The sequence below is a fragment of the Sphingomonas sp. VDB2 genome, assembly GCF_047946695.1.
In the GTDB taxonomy this organism is placed as follows: domain Bacteria; phylum Pseudomonadota; class Alphaproteobacteria; order Sphingomonadales; family Sphingomonadaceae; genus Sphingobium; species Sphingobium bisphenolicum.
In genome coordinates this window covers 3,570,770-3,596,565 of the sequence record NZ_CP159615.1, presented here as the reverse complement: position 1 = coordinate 3,596,565, position 25,796 = coordinate 3,570,770, and the positions used below count along the sequence as shown (strand labels likewise).

At 63.8% G+C, this 25,796-nt stretch carries 25 protein-coding genes and 1 pseudogene; 16 read left to right on the top strand and 10 right to left on the bottom strand.

Annotated elements, in window-relative coordinates; genetic code table 11:
* Positions 1-2: 2 nt before the first annotated feature.
* Entirely contained in the window at positions 3-764 is a 762-nt protein-coding gene (locus ABT375_RS17930) for an enoyl-CoA hydratase/isomerase family protein (RefSeq protein WP_287388315.1), read from the top strand.
* Between the two features lie 71 nt (positions 765-835).
* Here the strand turns inward: ABT375_RS17930 and ABT375_RS17925 are convergent, their stop codons facing one another.
* Positions 836-1,195 (bottom strand): UrcA family protein, encoded by a 360-nt coding sequence (locus tag ABT375_RS17925; protein WP_416463539.1) that lies wholly within the window; start codon positions 1,193-1,195, stop codon positions 836-838.
* Positions 1,196-2,074: 879 nt separating this feature from the next.
* Here ABT375_RS17925 and ABT375_RS17920 point away from each other — a divergent pair.
* Complete coding sequence (locus tag ABT375_RS17920) at positions 2,075-2,905, top strand: 23S rRNA (adenine(2030)-N(6))-methyltransferase RlmJ (RefSeq protein ID WP_416463538.1); 831 nt, start codon at positions 2,075-2,077, stop codon at positions 2,903-2,905.
* A 183-nt stretch (positions 2,906-3,088) separates the two neighbouring features.
* Positions 3,089-6,004 (top strand): excinuclease ABC subunit UvrA, encoded by a 2,916-nt coding sequence (gene uvrA / locus ABT375_RS17915; protein WP_416463537.1) that lies wholly within the window; start codon positions 3,089-3,091, stop codon positions 6,002-6,004.
* Between the two features lie 8 nt (positions 6,005-6,012).
* On the opposite strand, the gene ABT375_RS17910 is transcribed toward uvrA, so the two are convergent.
* Entirely contained in the window at positions 6,013-6,939 is a 927-nt protein-coding gene (locus ABT375_RS17910; protein ID WP_416463536.1) for a hypothetical protein, read from the bottom strand.
* Between the two features lie 316 nt (positions 6,940-7,255).
* Here ABT375_RS17910 and ABT375_RS17905 point away from each other — a divergent pair, with 316 nt between their 5' ends.
* The 5 genes from ABT375_RS17905 to ABT375_RS17885 all read left to right on the top strand — a co-directional run bounded on the left by ABT375_RS17905 (position 7,256) and on the right by ABT375_RS17885 (position 9,694).
* Entirely contained in the window at positions 7,256-7,450 is a 195-nt protein-coding gene (locus ABT375_RS17905; protein WP_416463535.1) for a stability determinant, read from the top strand.
* Positions 7,450-7,725 (top strand): type II toxin-antitoxin system RelE/ParE family toxin, encoded by a 276-nt coding sequence (locus ABT375_RS17900; protein WP_416463534.1) that lies wholly within the window; start codon positions 7,450-7,452, stop codon positions 7,723-7,725. Before ABT375_RS17905 ends, ABT375_RS17900 begins: the two co-directional genes overlap by 1 nt.
* Positions 7,726-7,743: 18 nt before the next feature.
* Positions 7,744-8,007: a hypothetical protein gene (locus ABT375_RS17895; RefSeq protein WP_416463533.1), complete on the top strand. Its 264-nt coding sequence runs from the start codon at positions 7,744-7,746 to the stop codon at positions 8,005-8,007.
* 88 nt (positions 8,008-8,095) lie between these two features.
* The gene (locus ABT375_RS17890; protein WP_416463532.1) at positions 8,096-9,133 is read left to right on the top strand and encodes a hypothetical protein; all 1,038 of its coding nucleotides are present in this window, start codon (positions 8,096-8,098) and stop codon (positions 9,131-9,133) included.
* A 348-nt stretch (positions 9,134-9,481) separates the two neighbouring features.
* The gene (locus ABT375_RS17885) at positions 9,482-9,694 is read left to right on the top strand and encodes a cold-shock protein (protein ID WP_066603914.1); all 213 of its coding nucleotides are present in this window, start codon (positions 9,482-9,484) and stop codon (positions 9,692-9,694) included.
* A 35-nt stretch (positions 9,695-9,729) separates the two neighbouring features.
* Here ABT375_RS17885 and ABT375_RS17880 read toward each other — a convergent pair whose 3' ends face one another.
* The gene (locus ABT375_RS17880) at positions 9,730-10,326 is read right to left on the bottom strand and encodes a hypothetical protein (protein ID WP_224548511.1); all 597 of its coding nucleotides are present in this window, start codon (positions 10,324-10,326) and stop codon (positions 9,730-9,732) included.
* Positions 10,327-10,448: 122 nt separating this feature from the next.
* Between ABT375_RS17880 and ABT375_RS17875 the strand changes: the two genes are divergently transcribed.
* Together ABT375_RS17875 and ABT375_RS17870 are read left to right on the top strand one after the other, a co-directional pair.
* Positions 10,449-10,652 (top strand): hypothetical protein, encoded by a 204-nt coding sequence (locus tag ABT375_RS17875; protein WP_261935292.1) that lies wholly within the window; start codon positions 10,449-10,451, stop codon positions 10,650-10,652.
* A gap of 187 nt (positions 10,653-10,839) precedes the next feature.
* Complete coding sequence (locus ABT375_RS17870) at positions 10,840-11,199, top strand: glycine zipper 2TM domain-containing protein (RefSeq protein WP_224548509.1); 360 nt, start codon at positions 10,840-10,842, stop codon at positions 11,197-11,199.
* 55 nt (positions 11,200-11,254) lie between these two features.
* Here the strand turns inward: ABT375_RS17870 and ABT375_RS17865 are convergent, their stop codons facing one another.
* The 4 genes from ABT375_RS17865 to ABT375_RS17850 all read right to left on the bottom strand — a co-directional run bounded on the left by ABT375_RS17865 (position 11,255) and on the right by ABT375_RS17850 (position 14,705).
* Positions 11,255-12,187, bottom strand: a complete 933-nt coding sequence (locus ABT375_RS17865; protein ID WP_416463531.1) for an electron transfer flavoprotein subunit alpha/FixB family protein — start codon at positions 12,185-12,187, stop codon at positions 11,255-11,257.
* Entirely contained in the window at positions 12,184-12,933 is a 750-nt protein-coding gene (locus ABT375_RS17860) for an electron transfer flavoprotein subunit beta/FixA family protein (RefSeq protein WP_416463530.1), read from the bottom strand. Before ABT375_RS17860 ends, ABT375_RS17865 begins: the two co-directional genes overlap by 4 nt.
* 113 nt (positions 12,934-13,046) lie before the next feature.
* Positions 13,047-14,246: an ADP-forming succinate--CoA ligase subunit beta gene (gene sucC / locus ABT375_RS17855; RefSeq protein WP_416463529.1), complete on the bottom strand. Its 1,200-nt coding sequence runs from the start codon at positions 14,244-14,246 to the stop codon at positions 13,047-13,049.
* 138 nt (positions 14,247-14,384) lie between these two features.
* Positions 14,385-14,705: a hypothetical protein gene (locus ABT375_RS17850; RefSeq protein WP_416464937.1), complete on the bottom strand. Its 321-nt coding sequence runs from the start codon at positions 14,703-14,705 to the stop codon at positions 14,385-14,387.
* Between the two features lie 71 nt (positions 14,706-14,776).
* Between ABT375_RS17850 and ABT375_RS17845 the strand changes: the two genes are divergently transcribed.
* A complete protein-coding gene (locus ABT375_RS17845; protein ID WP_224548505.1) occupies positions 14,777-15,175 on the top strand; it encodes a low affinity iron permease family protein in 399 nt (132 codons plus the stop codon).
* 9 nt (positions 15,176-15,184) lie between these two features.
* Here ABT375_RS17845 and ABT375_RS17840 read toward each other — a convergent pair whose 3' ends face one another.
* Positions 15,185-15,358 carry a hypothetical protein gene (locus tag ABT375_RS17840; protein ID WP_224548504.1) on the bottom strand — a complete coding sequence of 58 codons (174 nt, stop codon included), beginning with the start codon at positions 15,356-15,358 and terminating at the stop codon, positions 15,185-15,187.
* A 115-nt stretch (positions 15,359-15,473) separates the two neighbouring features.
* Complete coding sequence (gene nhaA, locus ABT375_RS17835; RefSeq protein ID WP_416463528.1) at positions 15,474-16,682, bottom strand: Na+/H+ antiporter NhaA; 1,209 nt, start codon at positions 16,680-16,682, stop codon at positions 15,474-15,476.
* A 159-nt stretch (positions 16,683-16,841) separates the two neighbouring features.
* On the opposite strand from nhaA, the gene ABT375_RS17830 reads away from it, so the two are divergent.
* The 5 genes from ABT375_RS17830 to ABT375_RS17810 all read left to right on the top strand — a co-directional run bounded on the left by ABT375_RS17830 (position 16,842) and on the right by ABT375_RS17810 (position 22,460).
* Entirely contained in the window at positions 16,842-18,230 is a 1,389-nt protein-coding gene (locus tag ABT375_RS17830; RefSeq protein WP_416464936.1) for a glycosyl transferase family protein, read from the top strand.
* A complete protein-coding gene (locus ABT375_RS17825) occupies positions 18,227-19,306 on the top strand; it encodes a hypothetical protein (protein ID WP_416463527.1) in 1,080 nt (359 codons plus the stop codon). The genes ABT375_RS17830 and ABT375_RS17825 overlap by 4 nt, the downstream gene beginning before the upstream one ends.
* 57 nt (positions 19,307-19,363) lie before the next feature.
* Entirely contained in the window at positions 19,364-20,278 is a 915-nt protein-coding gene (locus ABT375_RS17820; protein WP_416463526.1) for a sulfite exporter TauE/SafE family protein, read from the top strand.
* Complete coding sequence (locus ABT375_RS17815; protein ID WP_261935298.1) at positions 20,278-21,039, top strand: TIGR02186 family protein; 762 nt, start codon at positions 20,278-20,280, stop codon at positions 21,037-21,039. Before ABT375_RS17820 ends, ABT375_RS17815 begins: the two co-directional genes overlap by 1 nt.
* A gap of 95 nt (positions 21,040-21,134) precedes the next feature.
* The gene (locus tag ABT375_RS17810; protein ID WP_416463525.1) at positions 21,135-22,460 is read left to right on the top strand and encodes a DUF3422 domain-containing protein; all 1,326 of its coding nucleotides are present in this window, start codon (positions 21,135-21,137) and stop codon (positions 22,458-22,460) included.
* A gap of 3 nt (positions 22,461-22,463) precedes the next feature.
* Here the strand turns inward: ABT375_RS17810 and ABT375_RS17805 are convergent.
* Positions 22,464-25,791 (bottom strand): annotated as a pseudogene (locus tag ABT375_RS17805) (glycosyl hydrolase).
* Between the last annotated feature and the right edge of the window lie 5 nt (positions 25,792-25,796).

The window sequence follows — 25,796 nt, the reverse complement described above, 5'->3', positions numbered from 1 at the left end:
TCATGACCCTGCGCCTGGAGCATGACGGTCCCGTCGCCCGGCTGCTGATCGATCGGCCCGACCGTCGCAACGCCATGACCCAGGCGATGTGGGAAGCCCTGCCCGCCCTCGTCGGCCAGGCGATGGCCGATGACGCCATCCGCGTCCTCATCCTCGCCTCCGCCGCCCCCGGCCTCTTCTGCGCTGGCGCGGACATCAACGAATTTGCGACCTGCTCTGCGCAAGAAGACTGGCGCGTCGCCAACCAGGCCGCGATCCGCGCCAGCCAATATGTCCTCGCCCATGCGCCAAAGCCCGTGATCGCCGCGATCGACGGCGATGGCGTCGGCGGCGGCTGCGGCCTCGCCATCGCCTGCGACCTGCGCATCGCAGCGCCCACAGCCCGCCTCGGCATTACGCCAGCGAAACTCGGCATCGTCTATTCGCTGTTCGACACCAAATTGCTGGTCGACCTGGTCGGCCCCGCCCGCGCGAAGCGCATCCTCTACACCGGCGCGCTCCACAGCGCCGACGAAGCCCTGTCCATCGGCCTGATCGAGGAGATCGCGCCCGATCCGCTCGCCGCGGCGCAAGCCCTCGCACGCACCATCGCCGCCAACGCCCGGCACAGCGTCCAGTCCTCCAAGGCGATCGTCCGCCGCATCCTCGACGGACAAGCGGACGACGACGCGACGACGCTGGCGCTGTTCCGCGACGCCTTCACCCTGCCCGACTTCGCCGAAGGCGTCGCCGCCTTCCGCGCCAAGCGCCGCCCGGATTTCTGAATCGCTTTTACCGTCGCCCAACGCAAAAAGGCCCGGCGCGAACCGGGCCTTCTACATGGCGGGCGGGACGATCAGTTGCCCACGACCGGCCGCATCTCCTTGCCCGCATCCGCCCCACCCGCATCGGCATAGCGTTCGCCGGTCTCGGCGCGGGCGATGGCGGCGCTGACGGGGGCCTGGACATGGGCCAGCGCCTTCGCCTTGCACGCCTGCGCCGCGGCCAGGTCCATCGAGGAACAGACGCGGCTGGCGGCGCGGGCGATACGGCTGCGGAGCTGCTGCTGGTGCGCCGGCTGGGTCAGGTCCAGGTCGCCATGATAGACGGCGCTGTTGCGGCCATTGGAGACGAAGTCTTCGGCGGATGCGACGCCAGCGCTGGCCAGCAGGGCAAGGGACGCAACGGCGGCGGCGAATTTGGATGCAACGAACATGGGCTTATCTCCTCAAAATCTGTTGTGGCCGGCGCACCGCCGCAAAGGGGGGCTGTGCGGGGCGCCGGGTGCGAACGGGGGGAGCCAAAGGGTCTTTCAGGGGGTCGGCGTCCTGCCCCGTTCGCCTCATCTTGTTACGCCCCCGTGGCGCGCTACGCCCGTCCGCTTCGACCGATGGCGATCCGCATCGGCCAACGACGCGATCGCCGACCAAGCGCAGACCGGCGCGGACGAACGGCGTGACGAACGACATCCGCGCCGATGCGAACGACATGCGCGGATCATATTGCCGTAGGGGAAAAGGCGAATCGCCCGACCGAAAACGCCGGACGCGAAAACGCCCCCGGCGCAAGGGAAGGCCGGGGGCGTATCCAGATGCTGTCGGGCACCGGATCGGAGTAAGCTGCAGGACAGAGACGACGCCACGGGCGCTGAACCGTCGCTTAACGGGGCAGGTCCAACGCCGCGCTCTGTCGATGCCCCACCATAGCGCCGCAACGCGGGCGATCCCGACCGCTTCGATGATCCGCCCACGCACAGCGCCCGGCGGCATCCGGGACGGACCAACGGCCGGCGCGAGGCGATGAACGACATGGGGAGCGGATACGGAAGAGCGAATGCCGGCATGGGCGCGGGCAACGGGCGGCCGGTGGTGGACCATCCAGGAGGCGGCGTGGACTAACATCGCCTATGCGTCCTTTGTCGCCATCCTGCGCCTCATTTCCGTTTTTCGGAAGCGGTCATTCGCCAGATTTACGCTGCCCGGCTGGCGATGAAAAAGCTACCGGTCGGCCGTCGGCCAATGCCGGCGCTGCCATGGCTTCGCTTTGCAGAAGGTTCAACACCTCTTAAAGGCAGGGCGTCAGGATCTGAATCACAATGAATTATCGCCATTCCTTCCATGCCGGCAATAGCGCCGATGTCGTCAAGCACAGCCTCCTGATCGCCTTGGTGCGGGCCTTGCAGCACAAGCCGGGCGCGCTCACGCTGATCGACACCCATGCTGGCTGCGGCCTGTACGACCTTGGCGGCGACGACGCCCGACGCACCGGTGAGGCGACGCAGGGCGTGCTGCGGGCGTTTGCCGACCCCAACCCCTTGCTGGACGACTACCGTGCCGCCGTGCAGGCAGTGAATGTCGGTGGAGAACCGCAGCTTTACCCCGGCTCGCCGCAGTTTCTGGCACAGCTTTTGCGCCCGCAGGATTGCCTGATCCTCAACGAAAAGCATCCGGAAGACGCTTACACCCTGCGCGGCGTGATGCGCGGCACCAGCGCGGCCATACATGAACGCGACGCCTACGAACTCTGGCTGGCTATGGTGCCGCCCCGCACCGCGCGCGGCGTGGTGGTGGTCGACCCGCCCTACGAGCAGACGGACGAACGCGCGCGCATCACCGCCACCCTCGCCGCCGCTCACCGCAAATGGGCGCATGGCGTGACGGTGATCTGGTATCCGCTGAAAGACCGCGCCACGCATTGGCATTGGAAGAAGCAGTTACGCAAGCTCGGCATCCCGAAATTGCTGCTGGTGGAGCATTGGCTATACGATAGCGAGCAACCCGGCATCTATAACGGCGCGGGCCTCTATATCGTCAATCCGCCTTACGCTTTCACGCAGGCACTGCCGCCATTGTTGGAGGCTCTGCGCCCCGCGTTGGCCCCCGAAGGGCATAAGGGCGAGATTATTTCCGGTTGGTTGGGCGATTAAGATAAGCCTCGTCCCACCCTTCCCCCTGCCCGCGCCTGCCCCCGCCGTCCCGCATCATAATCGCGGCAGCGCCCTCGCATTCCCCCCGACGCGCTCCTATCTTCGGCTCTGGATTCTCTCTCGGAACATTTGTAGAACGGATCGCATGAGCCTTACCCCCATCAAGCAGCAGAGGTTTACCGAATGCTGACTCACATAAGCGTCCGCGGCGCGCGCGAGCATAATCTCAAGGGCGTCGACGTCGATCTCCCCCGCGACAGCCTCATCGTCATCACCGGCCTGTCCGGCTCCGGCAAATCCTCCCTCGCCTTCGACACCATCTATGCGGAGGGGCAGCGCCGCTATGTCGAATCGCTCTCCGCTTATGCACGCCAGTTTCTGGAGATGATGCAGAAGCCCGATGTCGAGCATATCGAAGGCCTCAGCCCCGCCATCTCCATCGAGCAGAAGACCACCAGCCGCAACCCGCGCTCCACCGTCGCCACGGTCACGGAAATCTACGACTATATGCGCCTGCTCTGGGCGCGCGTCGGTATTCCCTACAGCCCCGCCACCGGCCTCCCCATCAGCGCGCAGACCGTCAGCCAGATGGTCGATCGCGTCGCGCTCCTGCCCGAAGGCACGCGCTTCTACCTGCTCGCCCCGGTCGTGCGCGGCCGCAAGGGGGAATATCGCAAGGAACTGGCCGAATGGCAGAAGGCGGGCTACACCCGCGTCCGCATCGACGGCGAGATGATGCTGATCGAGGACGCGCCCGCGCTCGACAAGAAGTACAAGCATGACATCGAAGTCGTGGTCGACCGTCTCGCCGTCACCGACGACATGGCCACCCGCCTTGCCGACAGTTTCGAGCAGGCGCTCAAGCTCGCCGACGGCCTCGCCTATGTCGATCTGGCCGACGGCATCGTCCCCGGCCGCGAAGACGAAGTGCAATCCACCGACAAGAAGATGAAGGGGGCGGGCATCCCCCTCAACCGCATCGTCTTCAGCGAGAAATTCGCCTGCCCGGTCAGCGGCTTCACCATCCCCGACATCGAGCCGCGCCTCTTTTCCTTCAACGCCCCGCTGGGCGCCTGCCCCGCCTGCGACGGCCTTGGCGAACGGCAGGAGTTCGACCCCGAACTGGTCGTCCCCAACGAGGCGCTCTCGATCAAGAAGGGCGCCGTCGTCCCCTGGGCCAAGTCCAACCCGCCCAGCCCCTATTATATGCAGGTGCTCGGCAGCCTCGCCAAGGAGTTCGGCTTCTCGCTCGACACCCCCTGGGCCGACCTCCCCGGCGAGGTGAAGCTCATCATCCTCCACGGCACCGGCGGCAAGCCGGTCACCCTGCGCTTCCAGGACGGCAAGAAGAGCTACGAGGTCAAGAAGGCGTTCGAGGGCGTCATCGGCAACCTCAACCGCCGGCTCCTGCAGACCGAAAGCGCCTGGATGCGCGAGGAGCTGGCCAAATATCAGACCGCCATGCCCTGCGAGACCTGCCACGGCGCCCGCCTCAAGCCCGAGGCACTCGCGGTCAAGATCGCGGGCGAGGATATCTCCGTCTCCACCCGCCGCTCGGTGGTGGACGCGCTCGCCTTCTTCACCACCCTGCCCGATCATCTGAACGACCAGCAGCAGCAGATCGCCCGCGCCATCCTCAAGGAAATCGTCGAGCGCCTCGGCTTCCTCAACAATGTCGGCCTCGATTACCTCAACCTCGACCGCACCAGCGGCACCCTGTCCGGCGGCGAATCCCAGCGCATCCGCCTCGCCAGCCAGATCGGCAGCGGCCTGTCCGGCGTCCTCTACGTCCTCGACGAACCCTCGATCGGCCTGCACCAGCGCGACAATGACCGCCTGCTCGTCACCCTCAAGCGCCTGCGCGACCTCGGCAACAGCGTCATCGTCGTGGAGCATGACGAGGATGCGATCCGCCACGCCGACTATATCGTCGACATGGGGCCGGGCGCGGGCGTCCATGGCGGCCAGATCGTGGCGCAGGGCACGCTGGCCGAAATCCTGGCGCACAAGGACAGCGTCACCGCGGACTATCTCAACGGCACCCGCCGCATCGAAGTCCCCACCAAGCGCCGCAAGGGCTCAGGCAAGAAACTCACCGTCCACAACGCCCGCGCCAACAACCTGACCGGCGTCACCGCGTCGATCCCGCTCGGCACCTTCACCTGCATCACCGGCGTCTCGGGCTCGGGCAAGTCCAGCTTCACCATCGACACGCTCTACGCCGCCTCGGCCCGCGCGCTGAACGGCGCCCGCATCGTCGCCGGCCCGCATGACAAGATCACCGGCCTCGACCATTGCGACAAGGTGATCGACATCGACCAGTCGCCCATCGGCCGCACCCCGCGCTCCAACCCGGCCACCTATACCGGCGCCTTCACCAACATCCGCGACTGGTTCGCGGGCCTGCCCGAAAGCCAGGCGCGGGGCTACAAGCCCGGCCGCTTCAGCTTCAACGTCAAGGGCGGCCGCTGCGAAGCCTGCCAGGGCGACGGCGTGCTCAAGATCGAGATGCACTTCCTCCCCGACGTCTATGTCACCTGCGACGTCTGCCACGGCGCGCGCTACAATCGCGAGACGCTGGAGGTGAAGTTCAAGGGCAAGTCGATCGCCGACGTGCTAGACATGACGGTCGAGGATGCGGTGGAATTCTTCAAGGCCGTGCCGCCCATCCGCGACAAGATGGCGATGCTCGCCGAAGTCGGCCTGGGCTATGTCAAGGTCGGCCAGCAGGCCACGACCCTGTCCGGCGGCGAAGCCCAGCGCGTCAAACTCGCCAAGGAACTCTCCCGCAGAGCCACCGGCAACACCCTCTACATATTGGACGAGCCCACGACGGGCCTGCATTTCGAGGATGTCCGCAAACTGCTCGAAGTCCTCCACGCGCTGGTCGACCAGGGCAATAGCGTGGTCGTGATCGAACATAATCTGGACGTCATCAAGACCGCCGACTGGATCATCGACATGGGACCGGAAGGCGGCGTCAAGGGCGGCGAAGTCGTCGCGGAAGGCACGCCGGAGAAGGTGGTGAAGGAGAAGCGCAGCTTTACCGGGCGGTACTTGGCGCCGTTGCTGGGGCTGGAGGCTTTGGCGGCAGAGTGATCGCGCGCCTATTCCTCGATTTCACGGATGTCCGTAACAAGTATTCTTTGAGGCACACCCGCAGCACTTCGAACAAAGTAGCAATCAACTTCAACCATATCTTTATGCATCGCGTTCACCGCGAATTGCTTTAGATCGTCCAACATTTCTCCAGGAATTGAAAATGATGGCCGCCCATCCCATTCGTCGTTCTCGAATTTTCCCCAACCACTCTCTTTATTGAACTGGACTATATTAATATCGATGGTTGTCAGCCGCCTATCAACCTTCTGAGTATCTACAGCATCTGCCATAGATTTGTTAGCATACAAAATTCTGGTTTCGTTATCGTTCGCAGTGGCGGATATATTTACTTTTCTCGCACTGCGTCGAAGAGGAACGTTCATCTCTTTAAGGAGAGGCGCAGCCATTGTAATCAGTTCCGCCTCGTCGTCTGCCGGAATGCGTTGCAGGACCGCCCTCTCATCACTTAAAAGAGCTTTCCTTTCTTGATCTGCTAAAAGCCGTTCATACAATGACCAGATTTTTTGGTCTATATCATCGTCATTGTCCATCCGCCTTTGCAACATTTCGAGTGTGCGAGCTAAGGCTTCATCTCTACCTTCTATAGTTCGTTCAAAAACATCGAGAAGGTGGTCATTATTCGCTAATGCAGATTTTATGACATCATCATCCGCAGGTGAAAATACTCGATCAATTACATAGGACAACATAGCCCCCAATGGAGCTTCATAAATTACCGGCGCAGCAGCTTGTAGAACAGGGATGATTACGTCGATTCCAAAACTTCCGCGTCGAGTAGGGAGAATTAGAATATCTGGCGTATTATTATACGTTATTTTCTTTGGAAAAGAACCAGTTCTTCTGAAGTTGTCGAGTTTAACAAGGAGCCTCGATGCCGAGTATTGAAATCGAGCGGATTCATAGAAATCCATTCGATGCTGGGACGCCAACTTGCCGTCAAACGTGAATTTTATAATCTCCACGCGCGCCCCCAACAAAAACCCACAACTCCCTCTCCATTATTGGCTGCGCATAACGAATGCGTCAATAACCTCGCGTTCTTCCTTATTTATGTAGAGCCGTCCCAGTCCAATTTTGTGGGAATCCGCCCTACAGCAAGCACCTTGCTGACATTGAAATTACGGCAACAGCTTACTCAACCCACAAATCCTTCCAAACTTAATCCATATCGGACCAACCTGCCGCACCCCGATTGGCCCCACCGCACCCATCTGCTACACTCCCCTCATGACCAAGCTCACCCCCATCGAGTCCGAGTTCGCGACGACCGAAGACGCGGAAGCCTATGACGCATGGTTCCGCGCGGAGGTCGAAGCCGCCATGGCATCGAACGAACCCGACATCCCCCATGACGAAGCGATGGCCCGGATGCAGGCCATTATCGACCGCCGCAAAAAGACTGACAGACGTAAGACAGCATAGTGCTGCCAGTCGTCTGGAGAGCCAGCGCTCTGCACAAGCTCGAAAACGTCATCGACTATATCGAAATACGGAATCCGGCGGCGGCCGACCGCATAGGCGCTGCGATCCGGTACGCGGCCGATCGCCTGTCCGACCATCCCTATCTTCACCGTCCCGGCCGCGTTCCCGGCACGCGGGAGGCTGTGGTTCATCCCAACTATATCCTCGTCTATCGCGTCATGGCCGACCGGATTCAGATACTTGCGCTCCACCATAGTCGCCAGCAATATCCCTGAAGATATCCGGGGCCGCATATGAACGACATTATCAATCTCGGGATTTTCTTCGGCTGCCTGGCGCTGCCGTTCGTCGCCATGCCCCTCCTCTGGCGGCGCATGAAGCGCGTCCGCAACGAAACCTATCAACACAGGAAGCAGGAACGGCGCGCCCAGCCATGGGAAGAATCTCTTGGCTCGGACGGCGAAGTCCGGCTCGCCCGATCCGGCAGCCCGAATGACGATCTCATCGACCTTGGCAGCAAGGCGCGCGAAACCCGCTGGCCGATCGACAATCCCTGACCTTCCCTAAAAATCCTATTCCGCTGTCCTACACGCCCCTTTTCTGTCCATCCTCCCGGCAAACCCCTCAGCCGGAGGCACGCGACCCATGTCCTATCACGACCCCATCCTCCCCACCCCCACCCCCGCGCCGCAAAGCCGCGTCGATGGCTGGAGCCCCGCGCGCCAGCGCCGCTTTCTCGAAGTCCTCGCCGCGACCGGCGTCATCCGCCTCGCCTGCGAAGCCGTGTTCATCACCACCCGCTCCGCCTACGCGCTGCGCATCCGCCGCGACGGCGCGGCCTTTCGCCTGGGCTGGGACGCGGCGATCCTGATCGCCCGCGCGCGGCTGGCCGATACCTTGCTCGCCCGCGCCATCATGGGGACGGAGGAAACCATCCGCCGCGATCCCGATAATTATGAAATCACCCGCCACCGCCACGACAACCGGCTCGCCATGTCGATGCTCGCCCGGCTCGATCGCATGGCCGATTGCCCGGCCGAAGGGTCCGACGCCGCGCTCGCCCGCGTCGTCGCGCAGGATTTCGCCGCCTATTGCGACATGCTCTGCCCGGAAGCCGACGCCCAGGCCGAAGCCGACCGTCTCGGCCTCCCCCGTACCGGCGCGGAACCGGCCGCACGAACCATGGACGACGCCACCCTCTATGACGGCTCCATGCCCGATACGCCCGCCCCGGTCGACGCGGAAACACCCCTCTCCTCCGGCGCATCGGCAGCCCTCTTCGTCGCCGCGCGCATGGCGCTGCACAAACCGCAAAACCCGCACTTTTCCGTCGATGATGAACGGTGTGAACTTCGCCCTCCGCCGCCCCCAAATCTTACCGATCTCCCGCCGGACGAAGCCGCCCATCGGCTGCGCGGCCTCTGGTGGGACGACCGGCTGGACCGCTGGCGCACCGATTTCCCGCCCCCGCCCGACTTTGACGGCAACGCCAGCGACAGCATCTACGACGTCGATAACTATGAGCGCGACCTGACGGAGGCGGAGGAAGAGGCGATCGCCGCCCAGCAGGAGGCCGAACGCCGCCCCTATGAACAGGCCGCCGCCCTCGCCCGCGACGATTTCTTCGGCTTCGTCCTGGCGCAGGACGCGGGACGCGCGGCGGTGACGGCCGGGGCGGGATGATGGCGGGATGTGCATCATGCCATCAAGGTTGCCTGTGAAAGCGGGAGCGCCCCTCCCTCCGTTCGCCCTGAGCCTGTCGAAGCCTGTCCTGAGCGACTGCCGCAGGCAGGCAGTCGAAGGGGGCCTTTCTTCCTGCGGGGGGACAGGTGCGACAGTGGCCGCCTATCCGCCATCGGGTTCACGCCCCACCCCTATTTGCTATTTAGCCCCCCATGCCCTATGTGGGGGATGCTACAGTCGCAAATCGACGGTTCTCGGCGCTTTGCGGCACCTGTTTCCTTCTTTCCCTGCCCCTTTAGCGATCCGGTGCGACCACACGGGCCGCGCCGCACGAAAGAAGGAACTACCATGAGCATCGTCGGAACCGTCAAATTCTTCAACGCCGACAAGGGCTATGGCTTCATCGCTCCCGATGACGGCAGCCCGGACGCGTTCGTCCACATCACCGCCGTCGAGCGCGCTGGCCTCGCCACGCTGCGCGAAAAGGACCGCGTCTCCTACGATCTGGAGCAGGACCGTCGTGGCAAGATGGCCGCTGTCAATCTTCAGCACGCCGAATAAACGGGGATGGCGGGCGCTCCGGCGCCCGCCTCCTTTTACGGCTGCTGGTCCATATAGACCGAGCCGACCAGCAAGATCGCGATCAGCGCGACCAGCAGCGCGCCGTTGATCCAGCGATGGCGCACGAACAGCAGGGCGATCAGCGCCCCGAACAGCCCCAGCAGCGCCAGCCCCATCCAATAATCGGCATCTGCGCTCAGGGCCGGCCCGGTCGATGGCCGATAGATTTCCAGCGCGATCTGGCCGATGATGCTGCCGATATTGGCGCACAGCACGCCGCCGATCACCAGCCTTTTGTGCCGGTCGTACCAATGATCGAAATCGGGCCATTCCTCCGGTTCGTCGGGAAAGATCAGGGTCGCGGCCAGATAATAGACCCCGACCAGCGCCAGCACCGCCGTCAGCGTCAGATAATTGGCGTCCATCTGCGCCCGCGCCTCGTATGCCGTCAGCCAGAAGCTGGTCAGGTCGAGCAGCACGAACAGCCCCAGAAGCGGCGTCAGCCAGCCGATCCGCACCGCCCTGGCGCCCCGCTTCAGCTTGAGCGCCCTGGAAAAGCCGCCCAGCACCTCGCTGATCGCCAGCCCCAGCAACAGCCCGAAGGCCGCGAACACCAGATCGAATCCCGACATTCGGCTCCCCCGACGCACCGTCCGTCGCAAGCCTAGCAAAAGCGGCCGTCCAGGCAATGCGGCTTGGAACCCCCGGCCCCGCCGCCGGTTATCTCCCCGAACCCGCAACAATGGAGCATCCCATGATCCGCACCCTGATCTTCGGCGCCATCGCCGGCTATGTCGGCAAAAAACTCTACGACGAAGGCAAGCTGACCGAATTCAAGAACGACCTAGTCACCCGCTACAACGACGCCAAGACCAGCCTGGCCGACGAACGCACTACGGCGGATACGTCGCCGCTCGTCACGTCGGCCGGCGCGATCAACCGGCCGCTGCCCAACTAACCCACTATCCCCATCCGGCGGCCCAGTCCCCCGCTCGTCGCCGGTCACCGCCCGCTAGCAGCCGCTCCCCCTCTCGCGGCCGCAGCGGGCGGTCTTCTTTTCACCTCGAAATTGTTACCGCCACGCAACCACCGCCGCTGCGCCGGGTTGTTGCAGCCAGCAGGGTAACAAAAGAAGGAGAGACCCCGTGCAAAAACCCATTCTCGCCGTCGCCATGCTGGCGATGCTACCGCTTGGCGCCTGTATGTCTGACAATGGCGGCGGTGGCGGCTATGGCTATGACCGCCCCAGTGACCGCCGCGGCCCGCCCCGTCATCATCGCCGTCCGATCCGCGACAATGACCAGATTTACCGCGACAGTGACGGCCGCTATTATTGCAAGCGCGACGACGGTACCACTGGCACGATTGTCGGCGCGATTGCTGGCGGCGTCTTGGGTAACATCATCGCACCGGGCGGCTCGAAGACGCTGGGCACCATCCTGGGCGGCGCGGGCGGCGCCTTGGCGGGCCGCGCCATCGACAAGAACGACATCAACTGCGAATGACAGGAAAAGGGCGCGGCCATCGCTGGCCGCGCCCTTTTCCCGATCGCTCGCAAGGTCAGAGCTTGCCGGTCAGTTCCGGCACGACCTTGAACAGATCCCCGACCAGGCCGATGTCCGCCACCTGGAAGATAGGCGCATCCTCATCCTTGTTGATGGCGATGATGGTCTTGCTGTCCTTCATGCCCGCCAGATGCTGGATAGCCCCGGAGATACCGACGGCAACATAGACTTCGGGCGCGACGATCTTGCCCGTCTGGCCAACCTGATAGTCGTTGGGGACATAGCCCGCGTCGACCGCCGCGCGGCTCGCACCAACCGCGGCGCCCAGCTTGTCGGCGAGCGGGAATATCACTTCCTCAAAGGTCGGCCCATCCTTGAGCGCACGACCGCCCGACACGATGATCTTGGCGCTGGTCAGTTCGGGACGCTCCAGCTTGGCGATCTCGGCGCCGACGAAGCTCGACAGCCCCTTGTCGCCGGTCGAGGCGACGGCTTCCACCGCACCGCTGCCGCCGTCGCGATCCGCCTTTTCGAAGGCCGTGCCGCGGACGGTGATGACCTTCTTGGCGTCCTTGCTCTTGACGGTGGCAATGGCGTTACCGGCATAGATCGGGCGCGTGAACGTGTCCTCGCTCTCGACCGACAGGATGTCGCTGATCTGCATGACATCGAGCAGCGCGGCGACACGCGGCGCGATATTCTTACCGTTGCTGGTCGCCGGCGCGACGAAGGCGTCGTGATGGCCCATCAGTTCGACGATCAGCGGCGCGACATTTTCCGGCAGCGCATGGCCATAGGCCGCGTCGTCGGCGACATGGACCTTGCCCACGCCCGCAATCTTGGCGGCGGCGGCAGCGACACCATCGACGCCCTGGCCCGCGACCAGCAGATGCACTTCGCCCAGCCTGGCGGCGGCGGTGATGGCGGAAAGGGTCGCGTCCTTGACGGCGCCGCCCTCATGTTCAACCCAAACAAGTGTCTTGCTCATGCGGCAACTCCCAGCGCTTTCAGCTTGGCAACCAGTTCATCGACGTCGGCGACCTTGACGCCGGCCGAGCGCTTGGGCGGTTCGGCGACCTTGAGCGTCTCCAGCCGCGGGCTGATGTCCACGCCGTAATCGGCGGGGGTCTTCTGCGCCAAAGGCTTGGACTTGGCCTTCATGATGTTGGGCAGCGACGCATAGCGCGGCTCGTTGAGGCGCAGGTCGGTGGTGATGATCGCCGGCATCGACAGCTTCACCGTCTCCAGCCCGCCATCGACTTCGCGGGTCACGTTGACGCTGCCGTCGGCAACCTCGACCTTCGACGCGAACGTGCCCTGCGGCAGGTTCAGCAGCGCGGCCAGCATCTGGCCGGTCTGGTTGCTGTCGTCGTCGATCGCCTGCTTGCCCAGGATGATGAGGCCAGCGCCTTCCTCTTCCTGCACCTTGGCGAGCAGCTTGGCCACGCCCAGCGGTTCGACTTCATCATCGGTCTGGATCAGGATCGCCCGGTCCGCGCCCATGGCGAGCGACGTGCGCAGCGTTTCCTGCGCCTTGGCGACGCCGATCGACACCGCGATCACCTCGGTCGCCACGCCCTTTTCCTTCAGGCGGATGGCTTCCTCGATCGCGATTTCGTCGAACGGGTTCATGCTCATCTTGACGTTCGCCAGATCGACGCCCGTCCCGTCCGCTTTCACGCGCGGTTTCACATTATAGTCAATGACCCGCTTCACGGGCACAAGGATCTTCATTTCCAACATCCTCCAGTTTCACGCCATCGCCCGCCAACGCGAACAAGGACGTGGGCGGCCCGTTTCCGGACCACCCACGCCCCATGGCGTATCTCGTTAGGTGGGGTCGTGCCTCAGGCCGCCTTCCTCACTTCCGCCACGATCTTCTTCGCTGCATCGCCCAGGTCGTCCGCGGGGACGATGGCCAGGCCGGACGAAGCCAATATGTCCTTACCCTGCTGGACGTTGGTGCCTTCCAGACGGACGACCAGCGGCACCGACAGGTTCACTTCCTTGGCGGCAGCGACGATGCCATTGGCGATGATGTCGCACTTCATGATGCCGCCGAAGATGTTCACCAGAATGCCCTTCACCGCCGGGTCCTGCAGAATGATCTTGAACGCCGCCGTCACCTTCTCGGTCGTGGCGCCGCCGCCGACGTCCAGGAAGTTTGCGGGGAATTCGCCGTTCAGCTTGATGATGTCCATCGTCGCCATGGCCAGGCCAGCGCCGTTCACCATGCAGCCGATGTTACCGTCCAGCTTGATGTAGGCGAGGTTGTACTTGGAAGCCTCGACTTCGGCCGCATCTTCCTCGGTCAGGTCGCGCAGTTCGGCGATATCCTTGTGGCGGAACATGGCGTTGCCGTCGAAACCGACCTTGGCGTCCAGCACCAGCAGATTGCCCTGCTCGGTCAGCGCCAGCGGATTGACTTCGATCTGTTCGGCATCGGTGTCGAGGAACGCGGCGTAAAGCGACGAGGCGACCTTGGCCGCCTGCTTGGCGAGGTCACCGGTCAGGCCGAGCGCTGCGGCGATCGAACGGCCGTGATGCGGCTGGAAACCTGCGGCCGGGTCGACCGCAAAGCTGTGGATCTTTTCCGGGGTCGAATGGGCGACTTCCTCGATGTCCATGCCGCCTTCGGTGGACACGACGAAGGCGATCCGGCTGCTGCCGCGATCGACCAGCAGCGCCAGGTAGAATTCCTTGGCGATGTCGGCGCCGTCGGTGATGTAGAGGCGGTTGACCTGCTTGCCCGCATCACCCGTCTGGATCGTGACCAGCGTATTGCCAAGCATGTCGGTGGCGTGGGCCTTGACCTCATCCAGGTTGAAGGCGAGGCGGACGCCGCCCTTGGCTTCTGCGCTAAGTTCCTTGAACTTGCCCTTGCCGCGGCCACCGGCGTGGATCTGCGACTTCACGACATAAAGCGGTCCGGGCAGCTTCTTGGCGGCTTCGACGGCTTCCTCGACCGAGAAAGCGGCATAGCCGGCCGCGATCGGCGCGCCATATTTCGCGAGCAGTTCCTTCGCCTGATATTCATGAATATTCATAGGGGCTGCCCTTTTCGCTGAAATCTGATGTCAGCGGATAAGCACAGCCAAAAGCGAGGCGCTAGAAAATTTCGCAAAATCACTTTGCAAAATTGCAAAGCCGGTAAAGCCGATCGGCCCCTTCATCCGCAAAAGCGATCAGACTGTGCAGGCCAGCGCCGATATACTGGTAACCGCAAAAATCTCAGGATCCTGTAACGCCCGCACCTTGTGCAACAGTTGATCTACGGAGATTTTGCTGCTGTGAGACTTGCGGAGCGAAGCGAGCGACTGGAGCCTTCGCAACTGGGTCAGGCTCAGCCGGTCGGCCATCCGTTCCGCCATGCATCCCGCCATGCGTGGCGAAAGGCCAGCCTCCTCAAGCCCCGCCCGAAGACGTGATTCGGGCGACAAGCTGGCGCAGGCGGAAAGGGGGAGAAGGGCGACGGCCATCAAGGCGCGGGAAGAAATGAAACGCATCACGCTTTTCATGGCCGCGCCGGGCTGAACAGGGGATAAATGCATCGGTTTTGCAAACGAAAGAATCAACCATGGATCGGATTTTCGCAGCGATGTCGCACCGGGTCGCCAACTGGGCGGGTCAGCCGTTCGCCTTCGTCCTGGCATTGGGCACCGTCATTCTATGGCTCGCGACCGGCCCGGTCTTCCATTATTCCGATACGTGGCAGTTGGTGATCAACACCGGCACCACCATCATCACGTTTCTGATGGTGTTCCTGATCCAGAATGCGCAAAACCGCGATGGCTCGGCGATTCAGGCGAAGCTGGACGAACTGATCCGGGCGGTCGAAAACGCCCGCAACGATTTCATCGGCATCGAGCATCTGACCGAAGCGGAACTGCAACGGATCAAGACTGTCCTGGAACGGGAATGCGGCGACGACGCGACCCATCGTCTGGCGATCGACAGGCTGATCCAGCGACGTTGACCCGATCGGTCAATGCGCGTGGATGATCAGCCGTTCATTTTCCCGACGATAGGCATCGATCCGATCAGTATAGCTTTGCGCAAGGCTTTCATAAGCGTCTCGCCCCTTGTCCGATCGGCTGGACTGCGCGCGTATCAGCGACATCTGCTGGCGGTGCAGCAGGTAGTTGACGTCCATCTCCATAGTCGCCCTCCTCCCGTCCAAGTTCGAAGAGATTGGTCGATTGGCCAAGGCTGCATACGACTCGCAACATCAGCACTTATAGACTAGCACTGCCGCTACCCGTTGGCGAACCCACTTATCGCGCCGCCGAGGCGGCCGGGCGCGCAATCCAGCGCAAAACCGCATATCCCGATAGAGCGGACAACAAGGATCCCAGCAATATCCCTCCCTTCGCTTCCTCGACCAGCAGGGGTTGGCCGGGAAAGGCGAGCGCGCCGATGAACAGGCTCATGGTGAAGCCAATGCCGCATAGCATCGCCATGCCATAGATCTGGCTCCAGCTTGCACCGGCCGGGCGCTCCGCAAATCCCAGGCGTACTGCCGCCCAGACCGCACCGAAAATGCCCAGTTGCTTACCCAGGAACAGGCCAAATGCGACGCCCAGCGACAAGGGGGCGAACAGCATCGCCAATGCCTCCCCGCCTAGGCTGAGCCCGGCATTGGCGAACCCGAATAGCGGGACGATCAGATAGGCGCTCCAAGGATGGATGGCATGTTCCAGCCGGTGCAGGGGACTGTCCGCCGCATCGGGGGCGCCTGGTGTGCAGCGCACGGGCACCGTCATCGCCGCCAGCACGCCCGCAACCGTGGCGTGGACGCCCGATAGCAGCATCAGGAACCACAGCAGGGCAAATCCCAGGAGATAAGGGGCCAGCGCCTTCACCCCCGCACGATTGAGGCCGTACATCAGCGCCAGCACGCCCGCAGCGCCCGCCAGCGCCGCCAGATCAAGGCCATGGCTGTAGAAAAGGGCGATGATGGCCACCGCCCCCATATCGTCCACGATGGCGACGGCGGTCAGGAACAGTTTGAGCGAGGCTGGCGCGCGACGGCCCAGCAGCGCCAGCACGCCAATGGCGAAGGCGATGTCGGTTGCCGCCGGAATGGCCCAGCCATTGCCCAGCGCCGGCCGCCCGGCCGTAACCAGTAGATAGACCAGTGCCGGGGCGGCCATGCCTGCGACCGCCGCCAGGATCGGCAGGCGTCGCCTGTCCCAGGTGGACAGGCCGCCATCCAGGAACTCGCGCTTGATCTCCAGCCCGACCACCAGGAAGAAAATGGCCATCAGCCCGTCGTTGATCCAGAGATGCAGCGTCATAGGCCCGATCCGCGACGACAATGTCGGCCCCAGCGGCGCATGGAGCATGTCATGGTAGAGATGCCCGGTCGCGCCCGGCAGATTGGCCAATATCATCGCCGCGCCAGCCGCAATCATCAGCAATATCGCCCCGCCGGTTTCCCCCGTCAGAAAATCGCGCAATGCGGATCGCGGCGGTCGATTCATGCCTGTCTGTCCTTTCGGCTGCACCGGCGAAGGCAAAAACCCATGCCTTCGCCAGGATTTCCAAGGGCTTCTGCGTAAAATATGCAAAAGACTTGGAACGATGTGACGCAAATGGCATCCTCTCTCGCATAGGGGGATGGGGGTCAAGTCGTGGGAGACGTGGTGGCCGCAGGCCTATTGGCTCTGCACAGGGAAATCCTGCTTTTTGCCGTTGTCGGACTTGCAATCGGCGGGCTGGACGATTTGCTGGTCGATCTTCTGTTTCTGGCCCGTCGCTGCTGGCGCAACATCGCCATCTATGCCCGTCACCCGCGCATGAGCACGGCGACCTTGCCCGCTTCGGCAAAACCAGGCCGCATCGCCATATTCATCCCCGCCTGGCGCGAAGCGGAAGTCATCGGTCCCATGTTGCGCTACGCGCTCGCCTGCTGGCCTAACGACGATTACCGGATCTTCGTCGGCCTCTACCCGAACGACCCGGACACGCTCGAAGCGGTCGCGCCCATCGCCGCCGGGGAACCGCGAATCGTCGTGGGGATGAACCCCAAACCGGGACCGAGCACAAAGGCGGACTGCCTCAACATCCTGTGGCGATCCATGCTGGCGGAGGAAGCGCGCACGGGCAGAGCGTTCAAGGCGATCGTGCTGCACGATGCCGAAGACGTGGTCCATGCCGAAGAAATCCGGCTGTTCGACTTCATGATCGACCGCTTCGCCCTGGTCCAGTTGCCGGTCCTGCCACTCCCTGGTCGCGGCACATGGTTAGCGCGCGCGATCGCCAATCATTATGGCGACGAATTTGCCGAAAATCATGGGAAAGCGCTGACGGTGCGCGAAGCGCTCGGCGCGTCGATCCCATCGGCCGGCGTGGCATGTGCTTTCGAGCGGGCGACGCTCGGTCGTCTGTCCGATCCAATCCATGGCGGCCCTTTCGATCCATCGTCGCTGACGGAGGATTATGAAGCGGGTCTGCGGATCGCCGATATGGGCGGGCGCGGCGTGTTCGTCCGTATGCGCGACCGGAGCGGAGCGCTGGTTGCGACGCGCGAATATTTTCCGGACAGCATCCAGGCCGCCGTCCGGCAGAAGGCCCGCTGGATGGTGGGGATATCGCTGGCGGGTTGGGACCGCATGGGCTGGCATGGCGGTCCCGCCGAATGGTGGATGCGCATCCGCGACCGGCGCGCCACCATGGCCGCGCTCGTCTTGTTCGCCGCCTATCTGGCGTTAATCCTGTGGGGACTGATCGTCGCGCTGGGCCTGTTCCTGCCGCTATCCCTCCCGCTCCGCTCGCCCATCGTCGATGCCCTGCTGTGGCTCAACATGGGCTTGATGGGGTGGCGGGCAGCCATGCGCGCGCTGTTTGTCGGCCGGGCCTATGGCTGGCGCCATGGGTTGATGGCGATACCCCGCACCGTCATCGCCAACTACATCGCCATATTGGCGGCCCGACGAGCTGTCTTCCTTTATGGCAAATCGCTCTTGGGCAAGCCGCTGAGCTGGGACAAGACCCAGCATCGCTTCCCCGACCTGAAGACCGATCCATGAACCGCACCGCCAGCGGACGCCCGTTGCGTTTCTTTGTCATGGTGTTGGTGGGTTGGGTTGCTATCCGTCTGCTGGGTCAGCGAGGCGTCACGCCGCCGGAACGGCAATATGCCGATATCCGTCATATCTCGTCACCAGCGCTTCTGCCGCAAGGGCTGCTCGCCTCCAGCGCCGTGGCGGTCGTGCAACCACCCATCCGACCGACTGCGCTACCGCCGCCACCGATCGCCACGCAAGCGAGCACAGCGAATATGCAGATATCTGTCGCGCGAGCGCCTGCCGACATCGACAGCGCCATGCCAGTCGATCTGATGGATTTCATCACCTTCACCGTGGCGTTCGCCAACCGCCATTATGCCAGCGACCCGGCCTATATGAGCCGTTTCCAGATGCCGTCAGCCAGCCCGCCTCCTCTCATGGTCGAGCAAAAGACGCAGGATCGATGGCACGCCGCCGCGTGGCTGCTGTGGCGCCAAGGAAGTGCCAGCCCGAGCGGGACGGTGTCGACGGGGCAACTCGGCGGCTCGCAGGCAGGGCTTCGAGTGGATTATGATCTGACGCCGCGCGCCGCCAGCAGAACCGTCGCCTATGGCCGCCTGACCAGCGCGCTCCAGCACCCGGCGGCGCCCGAAGGCGCGATCGGACTGTCGATCCAGCCGGTCCGCGCGGTCCCGATTCGTCTCGCGGTCGAACGGCGCATCGCGCTCGGCACCGGCGCGCGCAACGCCAATGCGGTGATGGTGGTGGGAGGATTTGGCCCGGTGGCGATCGCGCCGGCAGTGGTAGCGGAGGGCTATAGCCAAGCCGGAATAGTGGGCTTCAGGCGGGGAGATGCTTTCATCGACGGTAAATTCTCGCTCTCCACCCCACTGGCGCGATCCCCCATGCGGGTCGGCGCAGCCTTGTCGGGCGGTACCCAACCGGGCATCAACAGGCTGGACATCGGCCCCGAAGTGCAATTCCGCCTGCCCTTGCCGAACGTCGGCGCCCGGATCGCCGTCGAATGGCGCGAACGTATCGCGGGGGACGCCCGTCCGGGATCGGGCCTCGCCATCACTCTCGCCGCCGATTTTTAATCGCCTGACGCCATCGCCGCTTTATATCGCTGCCCGTTGGCGCTACCTCCGGCAGGCATGGATCTTTACCTGCCTATAGCCAATCTGTCGGTCAATGCGCTTGTCATCATCGGCCTGGGCGGTGTCGTCGGGTTGCTGTCCGGCATGTTCGGCGTCGGCGGCGGATTCCTGACGACGCCCTTGCTCATCTTTTACGGCATCCCTCCGACTGTCGCCGCCGCTTCAGCCGCATCGCAAGTGACAGGCGCCAGCGTGTCCGGCGTGTTCACCCATATGTCCCGCGGCACCGTCGATTTCCGCATGGGCGGCGTGCTGATCGCGGGCGGTGTGATCGGCGCTGGCTTGGGCGTCTTCATCTTTCGCCTGCTGCAATATCTGGGCCAGATCGATACCGTCATCGGCATCCTCTATGTGCTGATGCTGGGCGGCATCGGCGCGCTGATGGCCAAGGAATTGATCCAGGCACTGATCGCATTGAAGACCGGCAAACGTCCGCCGGCGCGCAAGCGGCGCCACCATCCCTTGGTGGCGGCGCTGCCGATGCGGTGGCGCTTCTACCGCTCCGGCCTCTATATCTCGCCGCTCGCGCCGCTGCTGCTGGGCATGGCGACCGGAATATTGACGATGTTGCTGGGCGTGGGCGGCGGCTTCATCCTGGTGCCCGCCATGCTCTATCTGCTGGGCATGGCCACGCAGTCGGTGGTCGGCACCTCCCTGTTCCAGATATTGTTCGTGACCATGGCGACGACCATGATGCACGCGATGACGACCAAGGCGGTGGACCTGGTGCTGGCGCTGCTGCTGCTGATTGGCAGTGTGGTCGGCGCGCAGATCGGCACCCGCATCTCCATGTCGATCCGTCCCGAATATCTGCGCATATTGCTGGCCGCGATCGTGCTGCTGGTCGCGGCCCGGATGGCGCTGGGGCTGGGATGGCGACCCGACGAAATCTACACGATCGAGGTGCGCTGATGCGTCGCTGGCCTATCTTGCTCGCCCTGCCCGCCGCGGTGGCGCTGATCGGGGCGGACGAACCGCAACTGGTGCCGGATGTGTCCCAGCGCGAGGTGGAAATCCAGTATAGCTTCACCGGCGCGGACCTGCTGCTGTTCGGCGCGATCGTCTATCCCGACGGGCGGCGTCCCGACAAGCCGGCGGACATCGTCGTCATACTCAAGGGACCGGAACAATCGATCACCATGCGCGAAAAGCAGAAGGTCGCCGGAATATGGGTGAATGCCGACACCGCCCGCTTCCGTTCCGCCCCCAGCTTCTACGCCATGGCCTCGTCGCGTCCGATCGACCGGATCGTCGATGAACGCACCGCCGCCATTTACGAACTGGGCGTCGACAAGCTGCAACTCTCCCCCTCCTCGCTGAATGAAAGCGCGGAACTGTCCCGCTTTCAGTTGGGACTGGTCGATTTGCGAGCGCGATCCGGCCTGTTCGTCGAACGGCCAGGCACGGTGGAGATCACCGATGGCGTCCTGTATCGCGCACGCCTGCCCTTGTCGGCACGCGTCATCGTGGGCGATTATACGGCCGAGACCTTCCTGGTGCAGGACGGCCGAGTGGTCGCCGCCGCGGTGCGCGACATCACCGTGCGCAAATCCGGCTTCGAACAATTCATGGCTACCGCGGCCGAACATTGGTCCTTCGTCTACGGCCTGGTAGCGATCGCCATGGCCGTGGGCATGGGGTGGGCGGCCGGCGCCATCGCCCGCCGCATCTGACGATCGCCCCATCCTCATTCTTTGGATCCAGCCAATTGCCCAAACCCCATTAGTCCGACTAAAATAAACCGAAATGGATCGAGGGGGATTGGACGATGACGGACGCGGTCATGCAGGCGGGCGATGGCCCATTTCCCAACCTGGCGCAGCGCAGCCATGCCCTGCGCGCATCGCTCTCGCGCGAAATGCATATCCGCAAGATGCCGCGGCTCGACACTCCTGCACGCGCCGTACAGTTCGTGATGATCGTCGATGAGCAGGAGGCGCGGGACAGCGTCCCCGCTCTGCAAGGCCTATTACCCCCTAACGGCGCCTCCCCCGATGCGAACGACCGCTTCTTTGCCTGCCGCGTCGGCGCATTGGGGTTTTCCTGGGAACGCCACAGCGAGTTCATCACCTACAGCTTCATCGCCGACGGCTATGGCGAGCCGTTCGACCTTGCGCCCTTCCTGCCGGTATCGCACTGGATCGACCAGCTACCGGGGCGGATCATCCGATCGACCCAGATCGCCCTGACCAGGAACGAGCCGTCCAACGCGACCATCGCCGCGCATTTCGCTTCGGACGACCTCATCATCTCGGACATCGCGCAAGGACGCGCGCGCATCTGGGGCGATTTCCGGCTGCACGACAATGGGTTCGGCCGACTGCTGATTCAGGATCGAGGACTGGAAGGCGCCGAAGCGTCGCTGTTGGTGCAACGGCTCCAGGAACTGGGCAATTATCGCAAGATCGCCCTGCTTGGCCTGCCCGAAGCGCAGCAGGCGACCCCGGTCCTGGCCAGATTGGAGCAACGCCTGACCGATGTCACCGCACGCGTGGCGGAGCCGCAGGCGGACGCCGACGCCGTGCTGGAGGATATCTCATCGCTCAGCGCCGAACTGGCGCAGATCGTCGCCCGCACTCGCTATCGCATGAGTGCGACCCATGCCTATGCGGAACTCTGCTTCGACCGCATTCGCCGTCTGGATGTCGCGCCGGTGCGCGGCTATCGCTCGCTCGACGATTTCACCGAACGGCGGCTGCTGCCCGCGATGCGGACCTGCGACGCGTTCGGCCGGCGGCTGGAGGATCTGTCGCAGCGCACCGCCTGGACCAGCGCGATGCTGCGGACGCGAGTCGATACCGCCCTGGCGCGCCGCAATCGCGACCTTTTGGCGTCGATGGACCGGCGCACCGGGCTGCAACTGCGCCTGCAGCATACGGTCGAGGGGCTGTCGGTGGTGGCGATCAGCTATTATGCGTTGGGCCTGTGGCATCATCTCAAGGAGGCGATCGAGCATCAGGGCGCCCATCTGCCCGGCTGGATCGACCTGGCCCTGATCCCCGCGATCATCGGCGCGGTTTTCCTGGGCCTGCGCCAGATCAAGAAGGTCAAGCGCCCGCCATCCTTGCGGGACGGCGAGACGCTCGATCATTAGGGTTCATTCGGCGAGCAACTGCACCGGCCCGATCAGGCCGGACGGGCGTAGCGGCGCATCGGGCTTGTAGGTCGGGGCAGCAGTGAAGGTGATCTTCTCCGCTCCGGGTTGCTGGTCGCCGATCAGGCGATTGACCCACAGGTTGGCGACCTTGACCTCCAACTGGTTGTTGCCCGGCTTCACCAGCTTGCCGATGTCCAGGCGATAGGGCGCGAACCAGCTCGTGCCGGCCAGTCTGCCATTGACGCGCACCTCGGCCAGGTCGCCGATCTTGCCGAGATCGATCCACAATGGCGCGCCGGACTTCGCCCCTTTGGGCAAGGCAAAGCGCGTGGCGTAGGTCGCGATTCCGGAGAAATAGCGCACGCCTTTGTCGGCATTGCTTTCGAGCGGCGTCAGGGTCGACATGGCGATGCTGGCGGGCGCGCCTCGACCGGACTGGAAGCTGACGGTCCAGGGACTGGTTAGCGTTGCGACCGAGCGGGTGGCCTTGGCCGCGATGGTGACGGACGACGCCACCGCAGCCTTGCGGAACAGGATGAACAAGGCGTCCTCCGCGCCGACATCCAGCGGAATCACCGTTTCGCCGCCTTCGGTGCGATAGGATACGGGCGATGCCGTACCATCGATGGCGCGCCATATTTCGGGCTGCTTGCCGGTCACGCGAAAACGCGCCTCGATATGGCCAGCCTTGGACGTGCGGTTGTTGACGAAATAGAGGTCGCCATCGGCCAGTTTGCGATGGACGAAGCGATAGTCTGCGTCCTGTGCGCCATCGCCGATGCGGAAGTCCGGACCGGTACCAGCGCTTGCGAGCGCCGCTTCGACGTCGCTGCTGGCGATCACGCGCCCTTTGCCTTGCGGAGCGCCGCTCCAGAGACGCCTCGTGAGCGCCTTGAACGCGGCGGCGTCATCCTGCAGGCCCGGCGCGCGTTCGGGCGCTTCGCCGATCACGGTCGCCCCCGCATCGACCAACCCGGCGATCCGTTGCAGCGTTGACAGCGTCATCACCCGGCTCGATCCGCCGAGATAGAGCGCGCGGTAACGGGCGTTGCCGGCCACCAATTCGCCATCGTCCACACTCATGCGGTTGGCGATGATATCGGCATTCACAAAGTCATAGGCGTAACGGGTCGGCAGATCTACGGGCACGCCATGTTCGAACAGCGAGGTGATCGGCGCGTCCTCGCCGTAGAAATAAGCGAGGTCGGCATGATCGCGCCCCTGCTGCAACAGATAGCCGGTGCGCGCCATATAATCGACCCAGGGCTTGGCCATTTCTGCCCAAGACTTCATGCCGATTGAAATATTGGCCGAAGATCATGAGGCTGAGACCCGGGAGTTTGTCGTCGACCGGCTGGTGGACCGAGGTATGGACGATCGGCCGGTTGACGCCCGATGCGAACTCCAGATCGATCACCCGCTTCAGGTCCGACGGCGCAAAGGCCCAGGGCGCGAAGGCCGATGTCATGGACTCCGCCGACACGATATTCTGGCCATAGATATGGGCGACCGACGCCGCCCCCTTCATGTCGCCGATCAGCGTCGGGCGCGGCGCGGCCCCGCGGTTGAAGGTCCACATCGCCGCCATCGGCACATCGGTATGGAACCGCATGGCCAGATCGTCACCCAGCACCGGGCGACCGTTTTCCAGCGCCTCGCCATAGACGGTCAGACCGTTTTCATGCGCCACCTGTGCCACCGTGCCATAATGGGCGTGGGCCAGCAGGTCGGCGAGTGTCTGGCGATAGTCATGGAGGAAGGCGTCACTGCGCGCAGCGGAGCCGACCACTGCGCCGGTCAGCGTGGGCAGAAACGGCGTCGGGTCATAGCCGCGCCGGGCCTTGAATTCCTCGACCATGCGCGGGGTCCAGTTGGATGCGCCGACCTCGATACTGTCGGTCAGCAGCGCCCGGATGCCTTTCTTGCCGATCCATTCCGCACCCACCGTATCGCGATACATGCCGAGATAGGTTTCAAGATAGCGGCGGACGGCGGCGGCGTCATATTTATCGACCTCCAGGCCGGTCGCTTCGGGCGTGGCGGGATGGTTCATCTTGCCGGTCAGCGAATAGCCCATGCGCAGGATGCGCCAGTCGCTACCCTTGGGCGCGGTCCAGTCGAGCGTGCCGTCGGGACGCAGATGATCGGTGATATCCACGACATTGGCGGGGTCGATAGCCATCGCCGTGGGCACGACACTCTCGCTCAGCCTGTTATAGTCGGGCGCGGTGGCGTAGGCGGCCTTCGCTTCATATTGGTCGATCTTCGACTCGGCAGACAGACGCAGGTCGCCGATGCCGAGCGTCGCGCTGGCGGGGCGCCCGAACACGTCGAGCATGATCGCCCCCGGCGCGCCGTCGCCCAGCCCAAGCGACTTGGGTCCATCGTTGGGCGAAAGCACGAGGCGGAAGCGCCGGGCGGTGACGGGCGCGAAGCCGATCGTCGCCGACACTTCGGTCAGGGAAAAGCGGCCGACCGGCTGCCAGCCCTGCACCGTTTCCGCCTCCAGCATCGGGCGATAGACCGGATCGCCAAAAGGCGGCCGGGCATGGGGCACGAACAGGCTGGCGGAACGGATGGTGACGGGCTTGCCATAGTCGAGGATCAGCCCGCCCGGATTAGCGGCGTCGCCCTTGGCGATCTGCCCCACGGTTTCGAGGTCGTTATCGAACAACGGCGCTGCGGCGAGCGCCGTTCCGTCCGCCTGAAAGACGCGCGGCTGCGACAAAAGGCTGGCTTTGATCGGATAGGCAAGGACGCGCGCGTCGGCATAGAAGCTGGGCAGCGCGCCTGTTTCCTCGCCGGCGGCGAGCGGATCGCTGAACTTCACGCTCTGGAACGCGCCGGTAATGGAGGGCGGCGCGGCCAGCGCTCTCTTCAGGCGCTGGCCGCCGCGCAGGTCGGTTTCGCTCCAGACCAGCTTCTTCATCGCGTCCTGCGGCTTGACCCAGGGACCGCCCGTCTCACTCCAGCCCGGCGAGGCGGCGATGGCGAATTCCAGCCCCTTCGCGTCGGCGGTCCGGACGGCATGGCGGAAGGCGTCCTTCCAGCCGTCCGTCATGTAGATCAGCCGGTCCTTGACGATCTGCGGCGTCATCAGGCTGGCGTCGAAATTCTGGACGCCACCAATGCCCATGCGCGCCATCCAGTCGAGATCCTTGTCGATCCCGTCCTTGGTCACATTACCGTTCATCCAGTGCCACCAGACGCGCGGGCGCGCCGATTGCGGCGGATTACGGAAGCCGTCGGCCAGTTCGTCGGCCCGAAGCGGTGCGGCGAAGGAAGCGCAGGCCAGCAGGGCGGCGAGGCGAAGAGCTTTACGCGTCATGAGCA